The organism is Collinsella sp. AM36-4AA, assembly GCF_003467795.1.
Classification (GTDB): domain Bacteria; phylum Actinomycetota; class Coriobacteriia; order Coriobacteriales; family Coriobacteriaceae; genus Collinsella.
This window is the reverse complement of record NZ_QSHS01000021.1, coordinates 26,523-44,513: the sequence shown is the minus strand read 5'-3', so window position 1 is coordinate 44,513 and position 17,991 is coordinate 26,523. Positions and strand designations below refer to the sequence as shown.

At 57.3% G+C, this 17,991-nt stretch carries 17 protein-coding genes; 9 read left to right on the top strand and 8 right to left on the bottom strand.

The annotated features are described in order from the left end of the window. Positions 1-121: 121 nt before the first annotated feature. The 7 genes from gyrA to DW850_RS07395 form a co-directional block, all read right to left on the bottom strand. Positions 122-2,833 carry a DNA gyrase subunit A gene (gyrA, locus tag DW850_RS07425; protein ID WP_199575637.1) on the bottom strand — a complete coding sequence of 904 codons (2,712 nt, stop codon included), beginning with the start codon at positions 2,831-2,833 and terminating at the stop codon, positions 122-124. A 208-nt stretch (positions 2,834-3,041) separates the two neighbouring features. Then, positions 3,042-5,072, bottom strand: coding sequence for a DNA topoisomerase (ATP-hydrolyzing) subunit B (gene gyrB, locus DW850_RS07420; protein ID WP_117786715.1), 2,031 nt, complete (start codon positions 5,070-5,072; stop codon positions 3,042-3,044). Positions 5,073-5,177: 105 nt separating this feature from the next. Beyond that, positions 5,178-5,741: a DciA family protein gene (locus DW850_RS07415; protein WP_117786714.1), complete on the bottom strand. Its 564-nt coding sequence runs from the start codon at positions 5,739-5,741 to the stop codon at positions 5,178-5,180. Next, positions 5,728-6,834: a DNA replication/repair protein RecF gene (locus DW850_RS07410; protein WP_117786713.1), complete on the bottom strand. Its 1,107-nt coding sequence runs from the start codon at positions 6,832-6,834 to the stop codon at positions 5,728-5,730. The genes DW850_RS07415 and DW850_RS07410 overlap by 14 nt, the downstream gene beginning before the upstream one ends. A gap of 9 nt (positions 6,835-6,843) precedes the next feature. Further along, positions 6,844-7,947 carry a DNA polymerase III subunit beta gene (dnaN, locus tag DW850_RS07405; RefSeq protein ID WP_099432409.1) on the bottom strand — a complete coding sequence of 368 codons (1,104 nt, stop codon included), beginning with the start codon at positions 7,945-7,947 and terminating at the stop codon, positions 6,844-6,846. A gap of 238 nt (positions 7,948-8,185) precedes the next feature. Then, a complete protein-coding gene (locus DW850_RS07400; protein WP_117786712.1) occupies positions 8,186-9,910 on the bottom strand; it encodes a DnaA ATPase domain-containing protein in 1,725 nt (574 codons plus the stop codon). Between the two features lie 15 nt (positions 9,911-9,925). Then, complete coding sequence (locus DW850_RS07395; protein ID WP_117786711.1) at positions 9,926-11,278, bottom strand: ATP-binding protein; 1,353 nt, start codon at positions 11,276-11,278, stop codon at positions 9,926-9,928. A 345-nt stretch (positions 11,279-11,623) separates the two neighbouring features. On the opposite strand from DW850_RS07395, the gene rpmH reads away from it, so the two are divergent. From rpmH to DW850_RS07350, 9 genes are all read left to right on the top strand, one after another. Further along, positions 11,624-11,758, top strand: a complete 135-nt coding sequence (gene rpmH / locus DW850_RS07390; RefSeq protein ID WP_019127408.1) for a 50S ribosomal protein L34 — start codon at positions 11,624-11,626, stop codon at positions 11,756-11,758. Positions 11,759-11,778: 20 nt separating this feature from the next. Beyond that, positions 11,779-12,117: a ribonuclease P protein component gene (gene rnpA, locus DW850_RS07385; protein ID WP_117766363.1), complete on the top strand. Its 339-nt coding sequence runs from the start codon at positions 11,779-11,781 to the stop codon at positions 12,115-12,117. Further along, positions 12,114-12,338: a membrane protein insertion efficiency factor YidD gene (gene yidD / locus DW850_RS07380; RefSeq protein ID WP_117584026.1), complete on the top strand. Its 225-nt coding sequence runs from the start codon at positions 12,114-12,116 to the stop codon at positions 12,336-12,338. Before rnpA ends, yidD begins: the two co-directional genes overlap by 4 nt. A 29-nt stretch (positions 12,339-12,367) precedes the next feature. Beyond that, the gene (locus tag DW850_RS07375) at positions 12,368-13,138 is read left to right on the top strand and encodes a YidC/Oxa1 family membrane protein insertase (protein WP_117584025.1); all 771 of its coding nucleotides are present in this window, start codon (positions 12,368-12,370) and stop codon (positions 13,136-13,138) included. 45 nt (positions 13,139-13,183) lie between these two features. After that, complete coding sequence (locus DW850_RS07370) at positions 13,184-13,753, top strand: R3H domain-containing nucleic acid-binding protein (protein ID WP_117786710.1); 570 nt, start codon at positions 13,184-13,186, stop codon at positions 13,751-13,753. A gap of 96 nt (positions 13,754-13,849) precedes the next feature. Next, entirely contained in the window at positions 13,850-14,587 is a 738-nt protein-coding gene (gene rsmG / locus DW850_RS07365) for a 16S rRNA (guanine(527)-N(7))-methyltransferase RsmG (RefSeq protein ID WP_233524954.1), read from the top strand. A 134-nt stretch (positions 14,588-14,721) separates the two neighbouring features. Next, the gene (locus tag DW850_RS07360; RefSeq protein ID WP_117584022.1) at positions 14,722-15,522 is read left to right on the top strand and encodes a ParA family protein; all 801 of its coding nucleotides are present in this window, start codon (positions 14,722-14,724) and stop codon (positions 15,520-15,522) included. Beyond that, positions 15,515-16,420 (top strand): ParB/RepB/Spo0J family partition protein, encoded by a 906-nt coding sequence (locus DW850_RS07355; protein ID WP_199575630.1) that lies wholly within the window; start codon positions 15,515-15,517, stop codon positions 16,418-16,420. Before DW850_RS07360 ends, DW850_RS07355 begins: the two co-directional genes overlap by 8 nt. Continuing rightward, the gene (locus tag DW850_RS07350; protein ID WP_022093798.1) at positions 16,410-16,664 is read left to right on the top strand and encodes a hypothetical protein; all 255 of its coding nucleotides are present in this window, start codon (positions 16,410-16,412) and stop codon (positions 16,662-16,664) included. The genes DW850_RS07355 and DW850_RS07350 overlap by 11 nt, the downstream gene beginning before the upstream one ends. Positions 16,665-16,884: 220 nt before the next feature. On the opposite strand, the gene rlmN is transcribed toward DW850_RS07350, so the two are convergent. Beyond that, positions 16,885-17,937 (bottom strand): 23S rRNA (adenine(2503)-C(2))-methyltransferase RlmN, encoded by a 1,053-nt coding sequence (gene rlmN / locus DW850_RS07345; RefSeq protein WP_117786709.1) that lies wholly within the window; start codon positions 17,935-17,937, stop codon positions 16,885-16,887. Positions 17,938-17,991 lie beyond the last annotated feature (54 nt).

Here is a 17,991-nt window from a genome sequence, read left to right as displayed (position 1 = left end):
CCAAAACCATCTCGTCAGCCCGGCGACCATGGGGTCCCAAGGTTTTCAAAAAAGCGGTCGGCGCGCAGGTGCGCCGACCGCCGATATATGGGGTCTGATATTTTCTACCAGCTAGGGCCTCTTACTCGTCTAGGAGATCCTCTGGCATGTCGTTGCCGTCGCCTAGGTCGACTGGGGCCTCTTCGGCGTCGGTTGCGGCCTCGGCGCCTTCGCCTTCGGGCTTCTCCTTGGCGGCCGTCATGCGGGCTACGGCGCAGATGCGGTCGTTGTCGTCAACGGTCATCATCTTGACGCCCTGGGTAGCGCGGCCAGTCTGGCTAATCTCATCGGTCTTGACGCGAATGACCGTCGCGCCCTCCGTCACGATGAACAACTCGTGCTGCGGGCCCACCGTCTTCATGGCCGCGAGGTTACCCTTACGCTCGGTCATTTGGATGGTGTAGACACCCTGGCCGCCACGATTCTGCTCCGGGTAGTCCGCGACCGGCGTGCGCTTGCCGTAGCCACGCTCGGTGATGACGAATAGATCGCCGTTGCCGTTAGTGACTTCCATGCCCAGAACGCTCACGCCGTCCTTCATACCGATACCGCGAACGCCGCTGGTATCGCGGCCGGTGGCGCGCACCTGCTCCTCGGAGAACATGATCGCCTTGCCCGCGGTGGTGGCCAGGATAATCTTGTCGCCCTCGCGCACGCGGCGCACGTTCAGCAGCGCGTCGTCGTCACGCAGGTTGATAGCGATCAGGCCGTCGCGACGGCTGCGGTCATATGCGCTCATCACGGTCTTCTTGACCATGCCGCTCTTGGTGGCAAACATCAGATACTCGTCGGCAGGGAACTCGCGGCAGCTGATGACGCTCGCGATCTTCTCGCCCTCCTCGAAGGGCAGCAGGTTGACGATCGCGGTACCGCGCGCCTGGCGCGTACCCACCGGCAGCTCGTGCACCTTCAGGCGATAGACCTTGCCCTTGCTCGAGAAGAACAGCACGTACTCGTGCGTGGACGCGATGAACATTTCGTCGATAACATCGTCCTCTTTGAGGTTGACGCCCGACACGCCCTTGCCGCCGCGTTTCTGGGCGCGGTAGGCGGCCACCGGGATGCGCTTGACATAGCCGGTGTGGGTGATGGTCACGACCATGTCCTCGTCGGCAATGAGGTCCTCGACGTCCAGGTCCTTCTCGACCTGGCTGATCTCGGTGCGGCGCTTATCGCCAAACTTCTTGGAGATCTCGCGCATCTCTTCCTTAATGACGCCCAGGATCTTCTCCTCGTGCGCCAGCAGGTCCTCGTAGTAGGCGATGGCGCGGCGCAGGCCGTCCAGCTCTTCCTGAATCTTGTCGCGCTCCAGGCCGGTCAGGCGGCGCAGCTTCATCTCGAGGATGGCTGTGGTCTGCTCGGGCGTAAAGCCAAAGCGCTCGATCAGGCGGCTGCTGGCCTCGGAATCGGTCTGCGAGGAACGGATGATGCTGATGACCTCGTCAATATGGTCGAGAGCCATCAGGTAGCCCTCAAGGATATGCGCGCGGGCCCGGGCCTTCTTAAGGTCGAAGCGGGTGCGGCGGGTGACGACGTCGACCTGGTGGTCGATGTAGTGCTGCAGCATCTCGCGCAGGCTCAGGCATTTGGGAACGCCGTTGACAAGCGCCAGGTTGTTGGCGCCAAAGGTCGTCTGCAGCGAGGTGTACTTGTACAGGTTGTTGAGCACGACCTGCGGGATGACGCCCTTCTTGAGTTCGATGACCAGACGGATACCCTTCTGGTTGGACTCATCGCGCATATCCGAGATGCCCTCGATGCGCTTGTCGTTGACGAGCTGGGCGATCTTCTCCTGCAGGGTGCCCTTGTTGACCATGTAGGGAATCTCGGTAAAGACCAGGCGGCTGCGGCCGGTCTTGGTGGACTCCACGTGGGCCTTGGCGCGCACGGTAATGGAGCCGCGGCCGGTCTCGTAGCTCTGCTTAATACCGGCACTGCCCATGATGATGGCGCCGGTGGGGAAGTCCGGACCGGGCATGATCTGCATGAGCTCGTCGACAGTGGCATCGGGATTATCGATCAGGTAGCAGGTTGCCTCGATCGCCTCGGTGAGGTTGTGCGGGGCGATATTGGTGGCCATGCCGACGGCGATGCCTTGGCTGCCGTTGACCAGCAGGTTGGGGAAGCGCGCAGGCAGCGCCTGAGGCTCGGCGAGCGATTCGTCGTAGTTGGGCTGCCAGTCGACGGTATCCTTCTGCAGGTCACGCAGCAGCTCCATGGCGGGCTTTGCCAGGCGGCTCTCGGTGTAACGCATGGCTGCCGCGCCGTCGCCGTCGATGTTGCCGAAGTTGCCGTGACCGTCGATGAGCGGCGTGCGCATGGAGAACCACTGCGCCAGGCGAACCATGGCCTCGTAGACCGCGAAGTCGCCATGCGGGTGGTACTTACCGATAACTTCGCCGACCGTCCAGGCCGACTTCTTGTGTGGGCGGTTGGGGTAGATGCCGCTCTCGTTCATTGCGTACAGGATGCGGCGGTGCACCGGCTTTAAGCCGTCACGCACGTCCGGCAGGGCGCGGGCCGTAATGACCGACATCGAATACTCGATGAACGACTGCTTCATCTCGCGGCCAAACTCCGAAATCTGGAGCTGGCCGCCGTTGATATCCTCACCGGCCGAGGCACCACGGTCGACTTCGCCAAAGCTCTCCTCGAGCTCACCGTCGTCGTCCTCTTCCTCGTCATCATCGGCATCGGGGTTATAGGCGTCAGGATCACCGTCCTCGCCCTGTTCAGCGCGGGCAAGCAGGCGCTTCAGATCGTCGGGCATGCCGGCATCGCCGGCCTCGCCCATACCCTCGTTATTGTTGATATCGTCTGCCACGTTACCTCCTCATGGTTTGCGTGGTCCATTAGTTCCCTGCCACGGAGACGAATTACCGGGAACACCGGATAACCCTCCTAGGTTTTCCAGGTGCCCCAGGTTGCCCTGAAGGATGAGGGCGCGCGCCTTGCGTGCGGCGCCCGAAATCCTGAAGGGCAAGATGGGGTGCCTGGGAAACCTAGGCGTCTAAGAAGCGCGCATCGTGCGCGTGTTTTTCAATGTACTCGCGGCGATAGCCGACCTCGGAACCCATCAGCTCGCGCACGGCGCGGTCTGCCACCACGGCATCCTCGATCGACACGCGCTGCAGGATGCGGGTCTTGGGATCCATCGTCGTCGAGGCAAGCTGCTTGGGGTCCATCTCGCCCAGGCCCTTGTAGCGCTGGACGGTATAGCCCTTGCGCTTTTTGGTGATCTTGCCGTCCTTGGCCTTGCCGTCCTCGTCGTTGTCGTCGGGGTTCAGACCCAGGCTCTGGATGGTGTCGCGCAGGATCTCGTCTTCGGGCTGACGGCCGTTGGGATACACGTAGTGGATCTTGTTGCGCACCTTAATGCCAAAGATAGGCGGGCACGCGACGTACACGTAGCCGGCGTCAATCAGCGGACGCATGTACTTGTAGAAGAACGTCAGCAGCAGGATGCGGATATGCGCACCGTCGACGTCTGCATCGGTCATGATGATGATCTTGTGGTAACGCGCCTTGCTAATGTCGAAGTCGCCGCCGTCGCCGGCACTCGTCGTGACGCCGCAGCCGATCGCGGTAATCAGCGACTGGATGGTGTCACTCGAGAATGCGCGATGGTCACCAACGCGTTCGACGTTCAGAATCTTGCCGCGCAGGGGCAGAATCGCCTGGATGTCTCGGCGACGTCCATCCTTGGCCGAGCCGCCTGCCGAGTCGCCCTCTACGATGAAGAGCTCGGTCAACTCGGCGTCGCGCACCGAGCAGTCGGCGAGCTTGCCGGGCAGCGACGCCGTCTCGAGCAGGCTCTTGCGGCGGGTCGCCTCGCGCGCCTTACGGGCGGCATTGCGTGCCTTGCAGGCCTGCTGGGCCTTCTTGACGATCTCACGAGCGGGCTTGGGATGCTCCTCCAAGTAATCGGCAAGGCCGTCGGTCACGATCTTGAGCGTCAGCGCGCGCATATAGGAGCTGCCGAGCTTGGCCTTGGTCTGGCCCTCAAACTGCGGATCGGGCAGCTTGACCGAGATAACGGCCGAAAGGCCCTCGCGTACATCGTCGCCGGTCAGATTGGCGTCTTTTTCCTTGAGCAGGTTCTGCTTGCGCGCGTAGTCGTTGATCACGCGAGTGAGCGCGGTGCGGAAGCCCTCAAGGTGCATGCCGCCCTCGGGAGTGTAGATGTCGTTGGCGAACGACATGACGTTCTCGCCGTAGCCGCTATTCCACTGCAGGGAAACCTCGACCTCGCCCATCTTGGTCACAGGCGCGTCCGGATCCGATTTGCCCTCGATGTAGATGGGCTCCTTAAAGGCCTCGGGGACGTCCTTGCCCTCGTTGAGGAACTTGACGAAGTCGATGATGCCGCCCTCGTAGCAAAACTCCTCCACGTGGGGAGTCGCCTCGCGCTCGTCGGTCAGCACAATCTTAAGGTTCTTATTGAGGAACGCCGTCTCCTGCAGACGGTTGTGCAGCGTATCGAAATCGTAGATGCAGGTCTCGAAGATCTCGTCGTCGGGCCAGAAGGTGACGGTGGTGCCCGTTGAATCCGAGGTGCCCACGACCTCCATCTTCTTGACGGTCTTGCCGCGCGAGAACTCCATCTCGTAGGTGTTGCCATCGCGACGAACCTGAACGACCACGCGCTTGGACAGTGCGTTGACGACGGAGATGCCCACGCCGTGCAGGCCGCCCGAGACCTTATAGGCCGAGTTATCGAACTTACCGCCGGCGTGCAAGATCGTCATAACGACCTCGAGCGTCGGGATCTTTTTAACAGGGTGCTCGTCGACGGGGATGCCGCGCCCGTTGTCGACGACCGTGATGGAGTTGTCGGCGTGGACCGTCACCTGGATCTCGGTGCAGAAACCGGCCATGGCCTCGTCGACGGAGTTGTCAACGATCTCCCACACCAGGTGATGCAGACCGCTGGCGCTCGTCGAGCCGATATACATGCCCGGGCGCTTACGAACGGCCTCGAGACCTTCGAGAATCTTAATCTCGCCGCCATCGTAATCGTTTTCGTTTGCCACACGTCCTCCTTCAGTCAAGAAAATGTGTACAGCCTTACTAGTTTATCGTAAAAAAATACCCTCGGGAACGAGGGTATTTGGCTCTACAAGGCCACCAGATGCGATTTAAGGCTCTTTTTTGCTTTGCACGCCCTTGGCCCACTCGGCGCTGGCTCTCATGGCATTCTCGAGGGCCTCGCGCAGTTTTTGGTCTTCGATGGGCGCCACTTGGCGCTCGATCTCGGCACGCTCGGCCTCACTTAGGTCGGCGTGCGGGGCCGGCGGTCGCTCGGTCGTCGCCGGGCGCAGGCGCTCCTTGGCGGCGGGCGGCGTGTGACCGGGCGCGGTGGTTTTGAACACCAGGCCGTCCACATGCGCACCGGCGCGCTCCATGCGCGCACGGATGATCTCGCGCAACAGCGTCATTTCCTGCGTCCACGAGGGCGAGTCGAGATACACCAGCAGCTCATTGGACTCGGGCAGGTAGCGCAGCCCCGTCACATGCCGTCCCTCGCGCGTGCCCGAGCACACCGCGTTCCATGCGCGATAGACCGTGCGCGACTCCTCGGCAGCCTCCATCTGCGCACGGCGCTTAGGCGTTGCAGCCGCCAGGATGCGCTGGCGCTCTGCGTTCAAAAATCCACTGAAGGCGACTGTCTCGCTCTCGCGCTCGTAATTAGCACGTCTCACCCATGCTCACCACCTTGGCTCGATCAAGCAGGTCATCGGTAAAGTACCCCAGGTTGGTCGTAGTTATGACCGTCTGGATATCATCGCCGATCAGCCGCAGGAAAGCGCCGCGACGCTCGCCGTCGAGCTCGCTCATCACGTCGTCCAGAAGCAGCAGCGGGGCGGTGCCCAGGACATCGCGAGCCACGGCCACCTCGGCCACCTTCCAGGACAGCACCAGCGTGCGCTGCTGTCCTTGGCTGGCAAATGAACGGGCGGAGCGACCAGCCACGGTGAACTCGATCTCGTCGCGATGCGGTCCCACCAACGTCACGCCGCGGCGAATTTCCTCGTCGGCATGCTCGTCAAGGGCGGCCAGCATGCGCTCGTACGCCCAACCCTTCAGCTCTTCGCGATCCTCGACCTGGGGCAAATCCCCCAGCGTGGACGCATAGGTCACGTTGGCGGCCTCGCCTGACGCCACTTGCCCGTAGGCAGTGTGCACATGGCCCGCCAGCCGGTCGAGCAGGGCCAACCGGTGCACGAGCAGGGCCGAGCCCGCGCGGGCAATCGAATCGTTCCACGCGCCGAGCATCTCGCGGCAGCACCAGGTCTCCTTGAGCAAGGCGTTACGCTGGGTCACGCAGCGCCCATAGGTGCTCGCAAGATCGGCATAGCGTGCGCTCAGTTGCATGCCAAAGTCATCAAGGGCGGCGCGGCGCACACTGGCGCCACGCTTAACCATGTCCAGATGGTCGGGGCAAAACAGCACGCTCGGAAGAACCCCGCGCACACCGGCGGCAGAGCATCTCTTGCCGTTGCGGCTAAACGAGCGCTTACCGTCCTCCGCGCTCAATCCCATATCAAGCACGCGGCCGTCGCCCTCGAGCCTCAGCTCGATCTTGCACGAGCCCACGCCGTCATGGACGAGCTCGGCTGCGGTCGGATGCCTAAACGAGGCGCCGCTCGTCAGCAGCTGCAGCGCCTCTATGAGATTGGTCTTTCCCGCCGCGTTGGGTCCCGCAAGTATCGTCACGCCCTCGTCCAGGGCAAGGTGATAGCTATCGAAGCTGCGGTAGTGCGCGACGGAAAGATCGCGGGCGAACATGGTCATGGCGCAGCGCTAGATGCGGACCGGCATGACCAGGTACAGGTAGTTGATCTTGTCGTAGGACTTAAAGATGCCCGCCTGCGAGTAGCTCTTGAGCTCCAGCGTGATCTCCTTCTCCTTGGACAGGGCATTGAGGCAGCCGAAGATGTAGTGGTAGTTGAAGGCGATGGTACCCGACTCGCCCTCGGCCTCGACATCGATCGTCTCCTGCGCAAGGTCCTGGTCATTGGAAATGGAGGACAGGCCCATCTGCCCGTTCTCGACATCGATCTCGAACTTGACGGCGGGGTTGGCGCTCGCGATAACGGCCACGCGCTTGAGGGCGGCGTTAAAGGCGGCGACGTCGATCTTGACGCTCGTCACGCACGAATCGGGGATGAGCTGCTTGTAGTTGGGGTACACGCCCTCGATGCGACGCGACACGTAGGTGGTGTTGCCGGCCTCGAAGACGACCTGGGTGTCGGTAGCCCCGATCATGATGGTCGCTTGGCTGGCCATGATGTTCAGCGCGTCGTTAAAGGCGTCAGCCGGAACGTTGAGCTCAAAGGAGCCCTCGAGGGTCGAGGTCTCGACCTGCGTATCGCACACGGCCAAGCGGAAGGAATCGGTCGCCACCAGGCGTACGGTGTTGTTCTCGACCTTCATGTGCACGCCGCCCAGGATGGGGCGAGCCTTGTCGGTCGAGGTGACGCGCCACACGCGGCCGACCATTTCGGACAAGACATCGGTCGGCAGCTCCACGGCACTCTCGATGGCATAGGCCGGAAACTCGGGGAAGTCATTGGCATCGAGCGTGTTCAGCCTAAAAGAGCTCTTCTCGCAACCAATCAGCACCTGGCGCTCGGACAGCTCAAAGGTGACCGGGGCATCGGGGAGGGTCTTGGTGATATTGGAGAGCATCTTACAGGGGATAACCATCTCGCCCTCTTCTTCGACATGCGCCGCGATGCGATGACGGATCGAGATAGTGTAGTTAGAGGTCTGGAATTCCAAGATGCCGTCTTGGGCCTTAACGAGCACGCCCGACAGGATGGGAAGGGTGGATGCCGAAGCGACACCCTTCATAACGACGCCGATGGCTTGTGTAAGCGAGCTCTGGCTGACGGTGAACTTCATCTTTTAATACCTTTCTATAGATATAAATATCTTAATAATAGTAATAGCACTGACGAAACTGTTGATTACTCCAAAAGACGCAGGTCAGACCCAGAAAGAGAATCGACAGCAACCTGTGTGCAACAGGGGTGGTTTTCCACGTTCAAAACCTGCGCAAAACTTTTCATCACCGCGGGTTGGGTTTTAGACACCTTATGCCCGTGGTTTCGACAAGTTTTCAACAGGTGTCTCTATTTCCCTACGAGCGCAGTGTAATTTTATCGCGCAGCGACTTGAGGTCTTCGGTGACGGTGCGGTCTTCCTGGATCATCTTCTGGACCTTTTTGTAACTCGTGCTGACGGTCGAGTGGTTGCGGTTGCCAAATTCGGCGCCCACCGCCGTGGTCGTCATCTCGCACATCTCGATGGCCAGGTAGATAGCGATATGGCGTGCCTTGGCGATATTGGCGTTGCGACGCGGGCCGATGAGCTCCTCGTGCGTCACGCCGTACTGCTCTTCGATGACGGACTGAACCGTCTGGACGTTGATCTTTTTGGCCGATGTGTCGAAGTACTGGCTGGCGATGGCGTCGATATCGTCAAAGGTGAGCTCCCCGCCCTCGCGCTCGCGGTCGCCCGCCTCGCCGGCGCAGCGCTCGCAAAAGCTCTCGAGTTCGCGGATGTTGGTGCCCGAGACCTCGGCCATGTGTTTAAAGTGCTCGTCGGTCAGGTGCCCGCCGTCGCCCCCATAGGCCGCCAGCAGCGAGTCGTCGCCTGCCTCGGGAGCGGCGACGATGGTGTTCTCGTAATAGCGCTGCAAGATCTTGTATTTCATCTCGTAGCTGGGCTCTGCGACCAGGCAGAGCATGCCGGCGTTGAAGCGGCTGGTTAGACGCTCGTCCATGCTCAGGTCCTTGGGGGCGCGGTCTGCCGCGATGACGACCTTCTTGTTGTTGCGGATGAACTCGTCCATGAGCTGGAAAAAGTAGTCCACGCTCGCGCGCTTGCCGATGATGTTTTGGATGTCGTCGATGATGAGCACGTCCACGCCGTGGTACGCCTGCATGATGGGGGCGTTGCTCTTCTTTTGGCGGTCGAACTCGGTCATCAAGTCGTCCAGATATGCCTGGGAGTTGGCATACTTGACCTTGATCTCGGGCGACTTTTCGGCGAGCTCGTTTTTGATGGCAAGCAGCAGGTGCGTCTTGCCCAGGCCCGATTTGCCGTAGATGAACAGTGATGTGCACGTGCCCCGCTCGTCCGCGAGGGCGGCAAACTTGAGTGCCGAGCGATAGGCATGGCTGTTCTCGGGGCCGTAGACAAAGTTCTCAAAGGTAAATTTTGAGTTCGCGGCGAGCGGGGCTCCATCCGTATTCTGTTCGGCCGGCGCGGTCGGTGCTGGCATGGGTGAAGCGGGGGTCGCAGCTTGCGTGGATTTAGTTGGCGCTCCGCCCTTCATCTGGTTCATCATGCGACGAAAATCATCGGCCGAGAGCGTGTTCTTGATTGCAATGCCTGAATCCGCGCCCGTCGTTGCGTCGTGAGCGATGGGCATGTGCGTGACGGGTGCGTTCGTTGACGTCGCCGCCGCGGTCGGCAACGGTGCCATGGTTTCACGGGAAACATCGCTGTGCTGGTGCCCGATTGTCGGCACGTCGCCTGCGGAGGCCGGCGCCGCCGGGGAAGCAGCGGGAGCCGTGGCAGGCGCCGTCGCGGCAGCGGATTCCGCTGCGGTGCCTTGTGGTGCCACGATGTCGAGCGCGATCGGCGCAAAGGCGATTTCTTCCAGATAGGCCTCAATGGTCGGCTGATGCTTTTTGAGCTGCGCGATGGCAAAGCGCGAGGGGGCCTCGATCGTGAGCGTATCTTCGGTTAGGCTTATGGCGCGCGATTGCCCCAGCATGTTGATGAGGCGTGCATCTTGGCCGTCGCGCTGGCAAAAGGCGATGGCATCCCCCAGGATGATGCTTGCTTCCTCGTCCACTATCTCTCCCGTTCTTTAGCTCTGAGCTCGCACGCGAGCGGCGCCGAGTTCGGTCAGATGGTATTTCTGGCCATGCTTGATGACCAAGCCGGCCTGCGCCAAGTCATTGAGCGTGCGTGACCAAGTGGGGGCCGAGTTTCCAAACGCCCTCGCCAGATCGGTAGCACCGCACGCTTGATTTTGCGCCAGATAGCCCAGCGCGGCGTTGCCGCGATCGCTTACGAACACGTCCGGTTGTGGCTGCGCATACTGATTTGCTGCATTAGGATACATCATTTGAGCTGCTGGTTGTTGAGAACTCTGCATCGGCGGCATTTGCTGTTGAAAACTTTGAGGCCACTGTTGGTAAGGCTGCGGAGGCATCTGCTGGGCCCAGGGGTTGTACTGCTGCTGCGGCATCTGCTGGTACGGCTGCTGATATCCCTGCTGGTACTGCTGCGGGAACTGCTGGCCATACCCCAGTGGCTGCATCTGCTGATATGGATATCCCTGTTGGTACGGCTGATAGCCCATTTGCTGGCTACCCGGTGCCCCCGTCGCCTGCTGCATTGCTGCTGTATCCTGATTCGCCAGCGGCATGGCCTGTGGCACGTTTGGCGGCATCGACATCGACGCCGCCTGGGGCTCTTGTGTAGGAAGCATTCCGGGCTGCTGCATCTGTCCCACGCGGGGCTGCATCTGTTGCGTTGCCATGGGCTGCTGCGCAAAAGCTCCCGGCAGGGGATATGCGGGCTGCTCCGTCTCGGGCCGCACGGCAGCACCGCGCCCGCCGGCGCGTTCGATTTCCTGCACGCGTTTAGGGTCCAGGCTTACCGTAACCACGGTGCCGTTGCCCATATTGTCCTCGATGGACACGGCCCCGCCGGCGTTTTCCAAATACTCCTGCACCATGGGAAACCCTGCTCCGGTTCCACGGATATAGCGCTTCATCTTGCTGTTTGCGCTGGTAACGCCAAAGTCGAAAGCACGCTCCTTGTCGTCGATGCCGGGTCCTTGGTCAGCAAAGCGGATGGTGTCTCCGCCGTCCAGAATCGAGATGATGGGCTCGGCAAAGTGCGCGTGGATAAAGTTTTCGACAATCTCGCGGATGACCATGAGCGAGATATGGCCACCTTGTTCTTTCATGCACTGGTAGACGGTGTTGGTCGTCTCTTCCAAATACGTGCGGACATCTTGCGGATCAATGACGATCACACGCGGTGTCGACAGCATATCGTCATAGACGGCGATGCGCGCGGCGTACATGGCTTTTGGCGCCTGCGTGGTCGTCTGCTCGCCTTCCTTACGCTCTTCGCGCACGCCGGTGATGTGCTCGTTGTCGGGTGCCGGGTCTCCGGAATCGACCATGGTGTAAAAGTCGTCAGACATGCCGCTCGCAATCTTTCAAAAGGTTTCGAACAAATAGTAGCTCACCGTGCAATGTTTCTCATCTTTCGACAACTTTTCAAAACCTGTTGAAAACTTTGGAAAACGGACGAAAAGTTCTCAACATTGCCAACATGACCTGTTGAAAACTCGATGAAATATCGTGAAAAGTTGCCATGCACCGCTAAATCGAGCTCGGCTTATGGGGGAACCGTGTGAACTGCGCAACCTTTTACCTTTGATTTCTTGACATTTGAACATTGATTTCCCTACAATCTTCAAGCTCACGTGTCTATATCTGCGTCCGCGCCCCCGCGGACACTCGAAATGCAGCAGGAGGAACTTAAGATGAAGCGTACGTATCAGCCTAATAAGCGTAAGCGTGCCAAGACCCATGGCTTCCGTGCCCGTATGGCCACCAAGGGTGGTCGTGCCGTGCTCGCCCGTCGTCGCGCCAAGGGCCGCAAGCGTCTCACTGTCTAGCAGCGATACACACATCTCGCATGAAGACTATTAAGTCTCGGCAAGATTTCGAGCATGTGTTCAGTCAGGGGCGTCGTTTCAATCACCCTCTGATTCGAATGACCATATGTGAATCGGTTGGCGAAGGCGACTCCGGAAGGGTCGCCTTCGTTGGTGCTAAACGGCTCGGTTGTGCTGTCGTGCGCAACCGTTCTAAGCGTGTGATGCGCGAGGCCGCCCGCAGCTGCGGATTTCCCGTTGCGGGTTATGACATCATCTTGTTCGCAACTCCCAAGACGAGGGATTCCTCGCCGCAGGAGATGGACAAGGCATTGCGTTCGCTTATGAAACGCGCCGGCGTTGCCGGGGAGGAGCGATGAGCAACCACGTTTTGCGACGTGTTGCCATCGCTCCTATTCGCATATATCAACAGGTTATTTCGCCCTTATTGCCTGACGCCTGCATTTATTACCCAACGTGCTCGCAATACGCCATCCAGGCGATTGAGAAGTACGGTGTTTTGAGAGGCTGCTGGCTTGCCGTGAGGCGCATCGCTCGCTGCAATCCCCTGCACGTCGGCGGTTATGACCCTGTGCCCTAGCGGGCACTCGCTATCGGAGGAAAACTTACATGTGGGATTGGATCGTTAACATCCTTTTCGAGCTGCTCAAGCTCATCCAGACCTTTGCGGTCGACTGGGGCCTGTCCATCATCATCCTGGTGGTCATCATCCGTCTGCTGCTGACGCCGCTTATGCTCAAGTCGACCAAGTCGACGGCTCGCATGCAGGTGCTGCAGCCCAAGATGCTCGAGATCCAGGAGCGCTATGCCGACGATCCCCAGCGTCAGGCCGAGGAGATGCAGAAGTTCTACAGCGAGAACAAGTTCAACCCCATGGCTGGTTGTCTGCCGCTTCTGATTCAGATGCCTATCCTGTTTGCCCTGTTTACGCTGCTTCGTAACCTGCCGCAGTACTTTAACGAGGGCACGTTCTCGTTCTTCAACATCCTGCCCGACCTGACCACCACGCCGAGCGCTTCCTTTGCCGATGGCTTTATGGTTGCACTGCCTGCGCTGGTCTGCCTGATCCTGTTTGCCGTCCTGACCCTGATTCCGCAGCTCTATATGTCGCGCAACCAGACCGGCCAGCAGGCCCAGAGCATGCGTATGATGGCCGTTGTCATGACGGTCATGATGCTTTGGATGGGCTGGAGCCTTCCCGTTGGTGTTCTGCTGTACTACGATGTGTCTTCTGCCTGGCAGGTTATCCAGCAGATCTTCGTGACACAGAAGGTTATCGACAAGGCTAAGGCCGATGAGGAGGAGCGCCTCAAGAACGCTCCGCTGCAGGTCGAGGTTACCCGTCGCGAGAAGAAGCCGCGCCCGCACAAGAAGAAGTAGTCGGGATATCAATCTTATTTAGGTACCTAACTTTTGGAGTACGTTATGTCTGAAGAGATCATCGAGGATATGCTTGAGGAGGTTGCCCCGCAGATTGCGGGCGATTATCCCGAGATTGCACAGCGCTACAAGGCCGGTGAAGAGCTGACCGATGAGGAGCTCGACACCATCGCCGATGTTGCGATTTCCATTCTGCGTTCCATCCTTTCGCACTTCGATGCCGCCAACTCTCCTATTGATGAGTACGAGGGTGACGAGGGCGAGCTGATTTTGGATGTTACCGCTCCTGATCTTGCTGTTCTCATTGGCCGTCATGGTCGTACCCTTGATGCCCTTCAGGTTATGTTCTCTTTGCTGGTGAGCCGCAAGCTTGGCTTTAGGTATCCGGTTGTAGTGGACGTCGAGGGATACAAGAGCCGCCGACAGGACAAGGTTGCCTCCATGGCTCAGTCTGCTGCCGAGCGTGCCATCCGCACTCATAAGAGTGTTTCGCTTCCGCCCATGAATGCCTACGAGCGCCGACTGGTTCACATTGCACTTCGTGGCAATGATGCCGTCGATACTCATTCTGAGGGTTCTGACCCCGATCGCCATGTGGTGATTGTTGCTCGATAATCTACTCGAGCTTATGCTAAGGGGACGTGGTTTCCACGTCCCCTTTTTTTGTCAAAAGTTCTCGATACACTGATTTTTGTCAGAAAGGAGCTTTCGTTGTTAGTACTTACTGAGCAGCAAGCTGACGAGATGTTGAGTCGCCTAACTTCCTATTGCAAAGAGTATTCCTCGAGCGTAACTGATGTTGAGCTGAGGAAATGTATCAAGCATTTGGATTTGGTTTTGGAAACAAATAAGACAACCAATCTCACCCGTATTCTCAACGTAGAAGATGCTGCAGTACTTCATATCCTCGACTCACTTGTTTTACTCCCCTATATCAATAAGGCTCCTGAGGGAGCTTTGCTCGATATGGGTACAGGTGCGGGCTTCCCTGGTATTCCGTTAACCATAGCCACGCATCGTAAAGCTACTTATATTGACTCTGTTGGCAAGAAGGTTGATGCTGTCAATTCCTTTGTCCATGCTCTTGGATTGAAACATGCTCATGCGGTCCATGATCGTCTTGAAGAATATGCTCGAAACCATAAGAAGCAGTTCTCTGTCGTAACCGCCCGCGCACTGGCCCCTCTACCGATTCTTGTTGAGTATGCGGCTCCGTTCCTCAAAGATGGAGGGCTATTTGTTATCACCAAGGGCAATCCTTCGGATGAGGAGCTTGCTTCCGGCATGTCAGCAGCTAAGATTTGCGGCTTTACTTTGCTTCTGAATGACGCAATCGATTTGCCTGAGGGCTTGGGCCACAGGGAGTTCATTGTTCTTAAGAAGAGCCATCCAGCATCTGTCTCATTGCCTCGTGCAAATGGCATGGCAAAGAAGAATCCGCTTGCCTAGATGTTTCACGTGAAACATAATGGATACTAACAACTTGCAGTGTTTCACGCGAAACATGGCGGTTGATATCGAATCGGAATGTTTCACGTGAAACATCCTCCGTTTGACAGCATTAATACACACCAGGAGGGACCGTGGGATTTCGCGACGTTAAGCGTTCTAAGAGCGCAAAAGACACGCGTATCATTGCAATCATCAATCAAAAAGGCGGTGTCGGTAAGTCGACGACGGCTGTAAACCTTGCAGCAGCACTGGGTGAGCAGGGTCGTAAGACACTGATTGTCGATTTTGATCCGCAGGGAAACAGCACCAGTGGATTCGGAATTGAAAAAGAAGACCTTGATCGCTGCATCTATGATGCATTGTTGAATGATGTGCCGGCAGAATCACTTGTTCTTGATACAAATTGCAAAAAGGTATTCGTAATTCCGGCTACCATTCAGCTTGCAGGCGCGGAAATTGAGCTCGTAAGCGCAATTGCTCGTGAAACCCGCCTCAAAGATTTGCTTGAGCCAATTCAGGACGAGTTCGATTTTATTTTCATTGACTGTCCTCCTTCGCTCGGCTTGCTTACAATCAACGCCTTGACTGCAGCAGACAGTGTTTTGATTCCGATCCAGTGCGAGTATTATGCACTTGAGGGTGTTACGAAGCTGCTTGAGTCAATGAAGATGGTCAAATCACGTCTGAACAAGGGCTTAGACACCTATGGCGTGCTTATGACCATGTATGACTCGCGTACTTCTCTGTCGAATCAGGTTGTTGAGGAGGTTCAATCGTACTTTGGTGATAAGGCGTTTAAGACGTTGATTCCCCGTACAGTTAAAATCTCCGAAGCTCCGTCTTTTGGAGAACCGGTAATTACCTATGCACCTCAAAATAAGGGTGCAAAAGCGTATATGAACCTTGCAAAAGAGGTGATCAAGCGTGCCTAGTGCAAAGAAACGTGGCGGATTAGGACGTGGTCTCAATGCTTTGGTCTCAGAGGCCGAATATGAGACCGGTGGTTCGGCTGCATCTGCTTCAAATGCCGCATCTGAAACAAAACTCCCTATTGAGGATATCGTTCCCAACCCTAATCAGCCGCGAATTCACTTTAACGAAACTGAACTTCACGAGTTGAGTGAGTCAATCCAAGAGCATGGTGTTTTGCAGCCGCTTTTGGTTCGCAAGCACGGAAACGGCTATGAGATCATTGCTGGTGAACGTCGTTACCAAGCGTCAAAGCTTGCTGGTCTTGAGGAACTGCCTGTCATCATTAAAGATGTTAATGATGAAGAGATGCTGGCCCTTGCACTTATCGAAAACCTTCAGCGTTCTGATCTGAATCCCGTTGAAGAAGCCAAGGGGTATCGCCAGCTCATTGATGCCAGTGGTATGACCCAAGAGGCATTGTCGAAGGCTGTAAGCAAGTCACGCTCTGCAATTACAAACTCGCTGCGCCTTCTCGATCTCCCCGAAGTTGTTCAGCAGATGATTTTTGAGGGTAAACTTACTGCTGGTCATGCACGTGCGATTCTTGCTGTTCCCTATGAGGACGCTCGAATTCGACTTGCTGAGAAGGTTGTTGCAGAGGGTCTTTCCGTAAGAGCGACAGAAAATCTTGCTCCGTTGTTTTCTGCCGGAGAGACGCCTAAAACGTCGAGGCCTGCAACGCCTCAGTCTTTTAAAAAGGCTGCCCGTGTACTTCGTCAGGTATTTAATACCAACGTACGTGTGAAGAGCTCACGTGGAAAGAATAAGATTGAGATTGAGTTTAAAGACGAGGAAGAACTCTCTCGTATTCTTGGTGAAATGATTCAGTTTGATCAAGGAGACCAAGATGAGGAATAAGATTTTAACTGCGATTGCATTGGCGACGACTGTCGCGGCTGGTGCCTTTGCTGGCTATAAAATCGCGACAGACGATGAGCTCCGAGGTCGTTTGCTTCGTGGTGCGCAAGATATCGTCGATACGTCCAAGAAGAAAATGGATGTTATGACAGAAGATGTTGCCATGCGAACTGCTCAGGTAACGAAGAATCCCAAGATTAATCAAGGTTGGGTTAGCAACCAATGGGAAAATGTGGGCTATTAGGTACCTAACAATTACTCAGTAAATTTTGAGGGGTCCTTGTCTGATTCACGAGACAAGGACCCCCTTATTATGGCCGTAATAATTGAGACCAGTGGCAGCTGATTCATAATCGTAGCAGCAGATTCAAAATTAAGGTCAATAAATGAAACGACCCCGGTTGCATATTCTGCAACCGGGGTCGTTCGATGTTTCACATGAAACGTTTTGGGGTGCGACTCCCCTATGCGTTCTTCTGAACTTTGAAGCGCTGCTTCAGCTGTCCGCAAGCGGCGTCAATATCGTTACCACGGGAGTTACGAATCGTGGTCTCGATGCCACGGGACTCAAGACGACGCTGAAGATCCTCAACCTTATGAATCGGCGACGGCTTGAGCGGGCTGCCCTCGATGTCGTTAAGCTGAATGAGGTTAACGTGGCACAGCGTTCCCTCGCAGAAGTCGCAGAGCGCCTGCATCTCGGGATTCGTATCGTTGACGCCTTCGATCATGGCGTACTCATAGGTCGGGCGGCGGCCAGTCTTCTCGGTGTAGAGCTGAAGCGCTTCGTGAAGGCGAAGCAGCGTATACTTCTTAACACCTGGCATGAGCTTATTGCGCGTCGACTGGATGGCGGAATGCAGGGAAACGGCAAGCGTGAATTGCTCGGGGATGTCGGCAAATTTGCGAATACCGGGAATAACGCCGCTGGTAGAGACGGTGAGGTGACGAGCGCCGATACCGATGCCGTCGGGGTCGTTGAGGATTCGCAGCGCCTTGAGAACCTCGTCGTAGTTGGCAAACGGCTCGCCCTGGCCCATGAAGACAACGCTCGTGGCGCGCTCGCCAAAATCATTCGAGACGTGCAACGCCTGGTCGACGATTTCCTGAGCGGTCAGAGAACGCTTGAGGCCGTTGAGACCGGTAGCGCAAAAGGCGCAGCCCATGCCGCAGCCTGCCTGGGTGGATACGCAGACGGAGAGCTTGTTGCGACGGGGCATACCGACAGTCTCGACTGAGATGCCGTCGTGATACTCGAGCAGGTATTTACGGGAGCCGTCCTTGGAGACCTGCTTGGTGAGCTCGGTCGGCGTGTCAAAGGCAAAAGCCTCTTTAAGCTGCTCGCGGAAAGCCTTGGGAAGGTTGGTCATATCGTCAAACGAACAAACGTTCTTCTCAAAGACCCATTCAATAAGCTGTTTGGCGCGGAAGGTGGGCTGGCCAAGTTCGGCCACGAGCTCGCGAATATCGTTTTGGCTCAAGTCGCGAATGTCCTGAGATTTAGTCCTGGGATTCATGGAAGCCTTTCGATTTTGGGGAAACGTAGACGGTATCGCTACAATATGGTATCA

Coding starts and splice junctions, on each gene's coding strand:
- gyrA (WP_199575637.1), bottom strand. CDS start 2,833: ATGGGCGAGGCCGGCGATGCCGGCATGCCCGACGATCTGAAGCGCCTG.
- DW850_RS07410 (WP_117786713.1), bottom strand. CDS start 6,834: ATGACCATGTTCGCCCGCGATCTTTCCGTCGCGCACTACCGCAGCTTC.
- dnaN (WP_099432409.1), bottom strand. CDS start 7,947: ATGAAGTTCACCGTCAGCCAGAGCTCGCTTACACAAGCCATCGGCGTC.
- DW850_RS07395 (WP_117786711.1), bottom strand. CDS start 11,278: ATGTCTGACGACTTTTACACCATGGTCGATTCCGGAGACCCGGCACCC.
- rpmH (WP_019127408.1), top strand. CDS start 11,624: ATGAAGCGTACGTATCAGCCTAATAAGCGTAAGCGTGCCAAGACCCAT.
- rnpA (WP_117766363.1), top strand. CDS start 11,779: ATGAAGACTATTAAGTCTCGGCAAGATTTCGAGCATGTGTTCAGTCAG.
- yidD (WP_117584026.1), top strand. CDS start 12,114: ATGAGCAACCACGTTTTGCGACGTGTTGCCATCGCTCCTATTCGCATA.
- DW850_RS07375 (WP_117584025.1), top strand. CDS start 12,368: ATGTGGGATTGGATCGTTAACATCCTTTTCGAGCTGCTCAAGCTCATC.
- DW850_RS07370 (WP_117786710.1), top strand. CDS start 13,184: ATGTCTGAAGAGATCATCGAGGATATGCTTGAGGAGGTTGCCCCGCAG.
- DW850_RS07350 (WP_022093798.1), top strand. CDS start 16,410: ATGAGGAATAAGATTTTAACTGCGATTGCATTGGCGACGACTGTCGCG.
- rlmN (WP_117786709.1), bottom strand. CDS start 17,937: ATGAATCCCAGGACTAAATCTCAGGACATTCGCGACTTGAGCCAAAAC.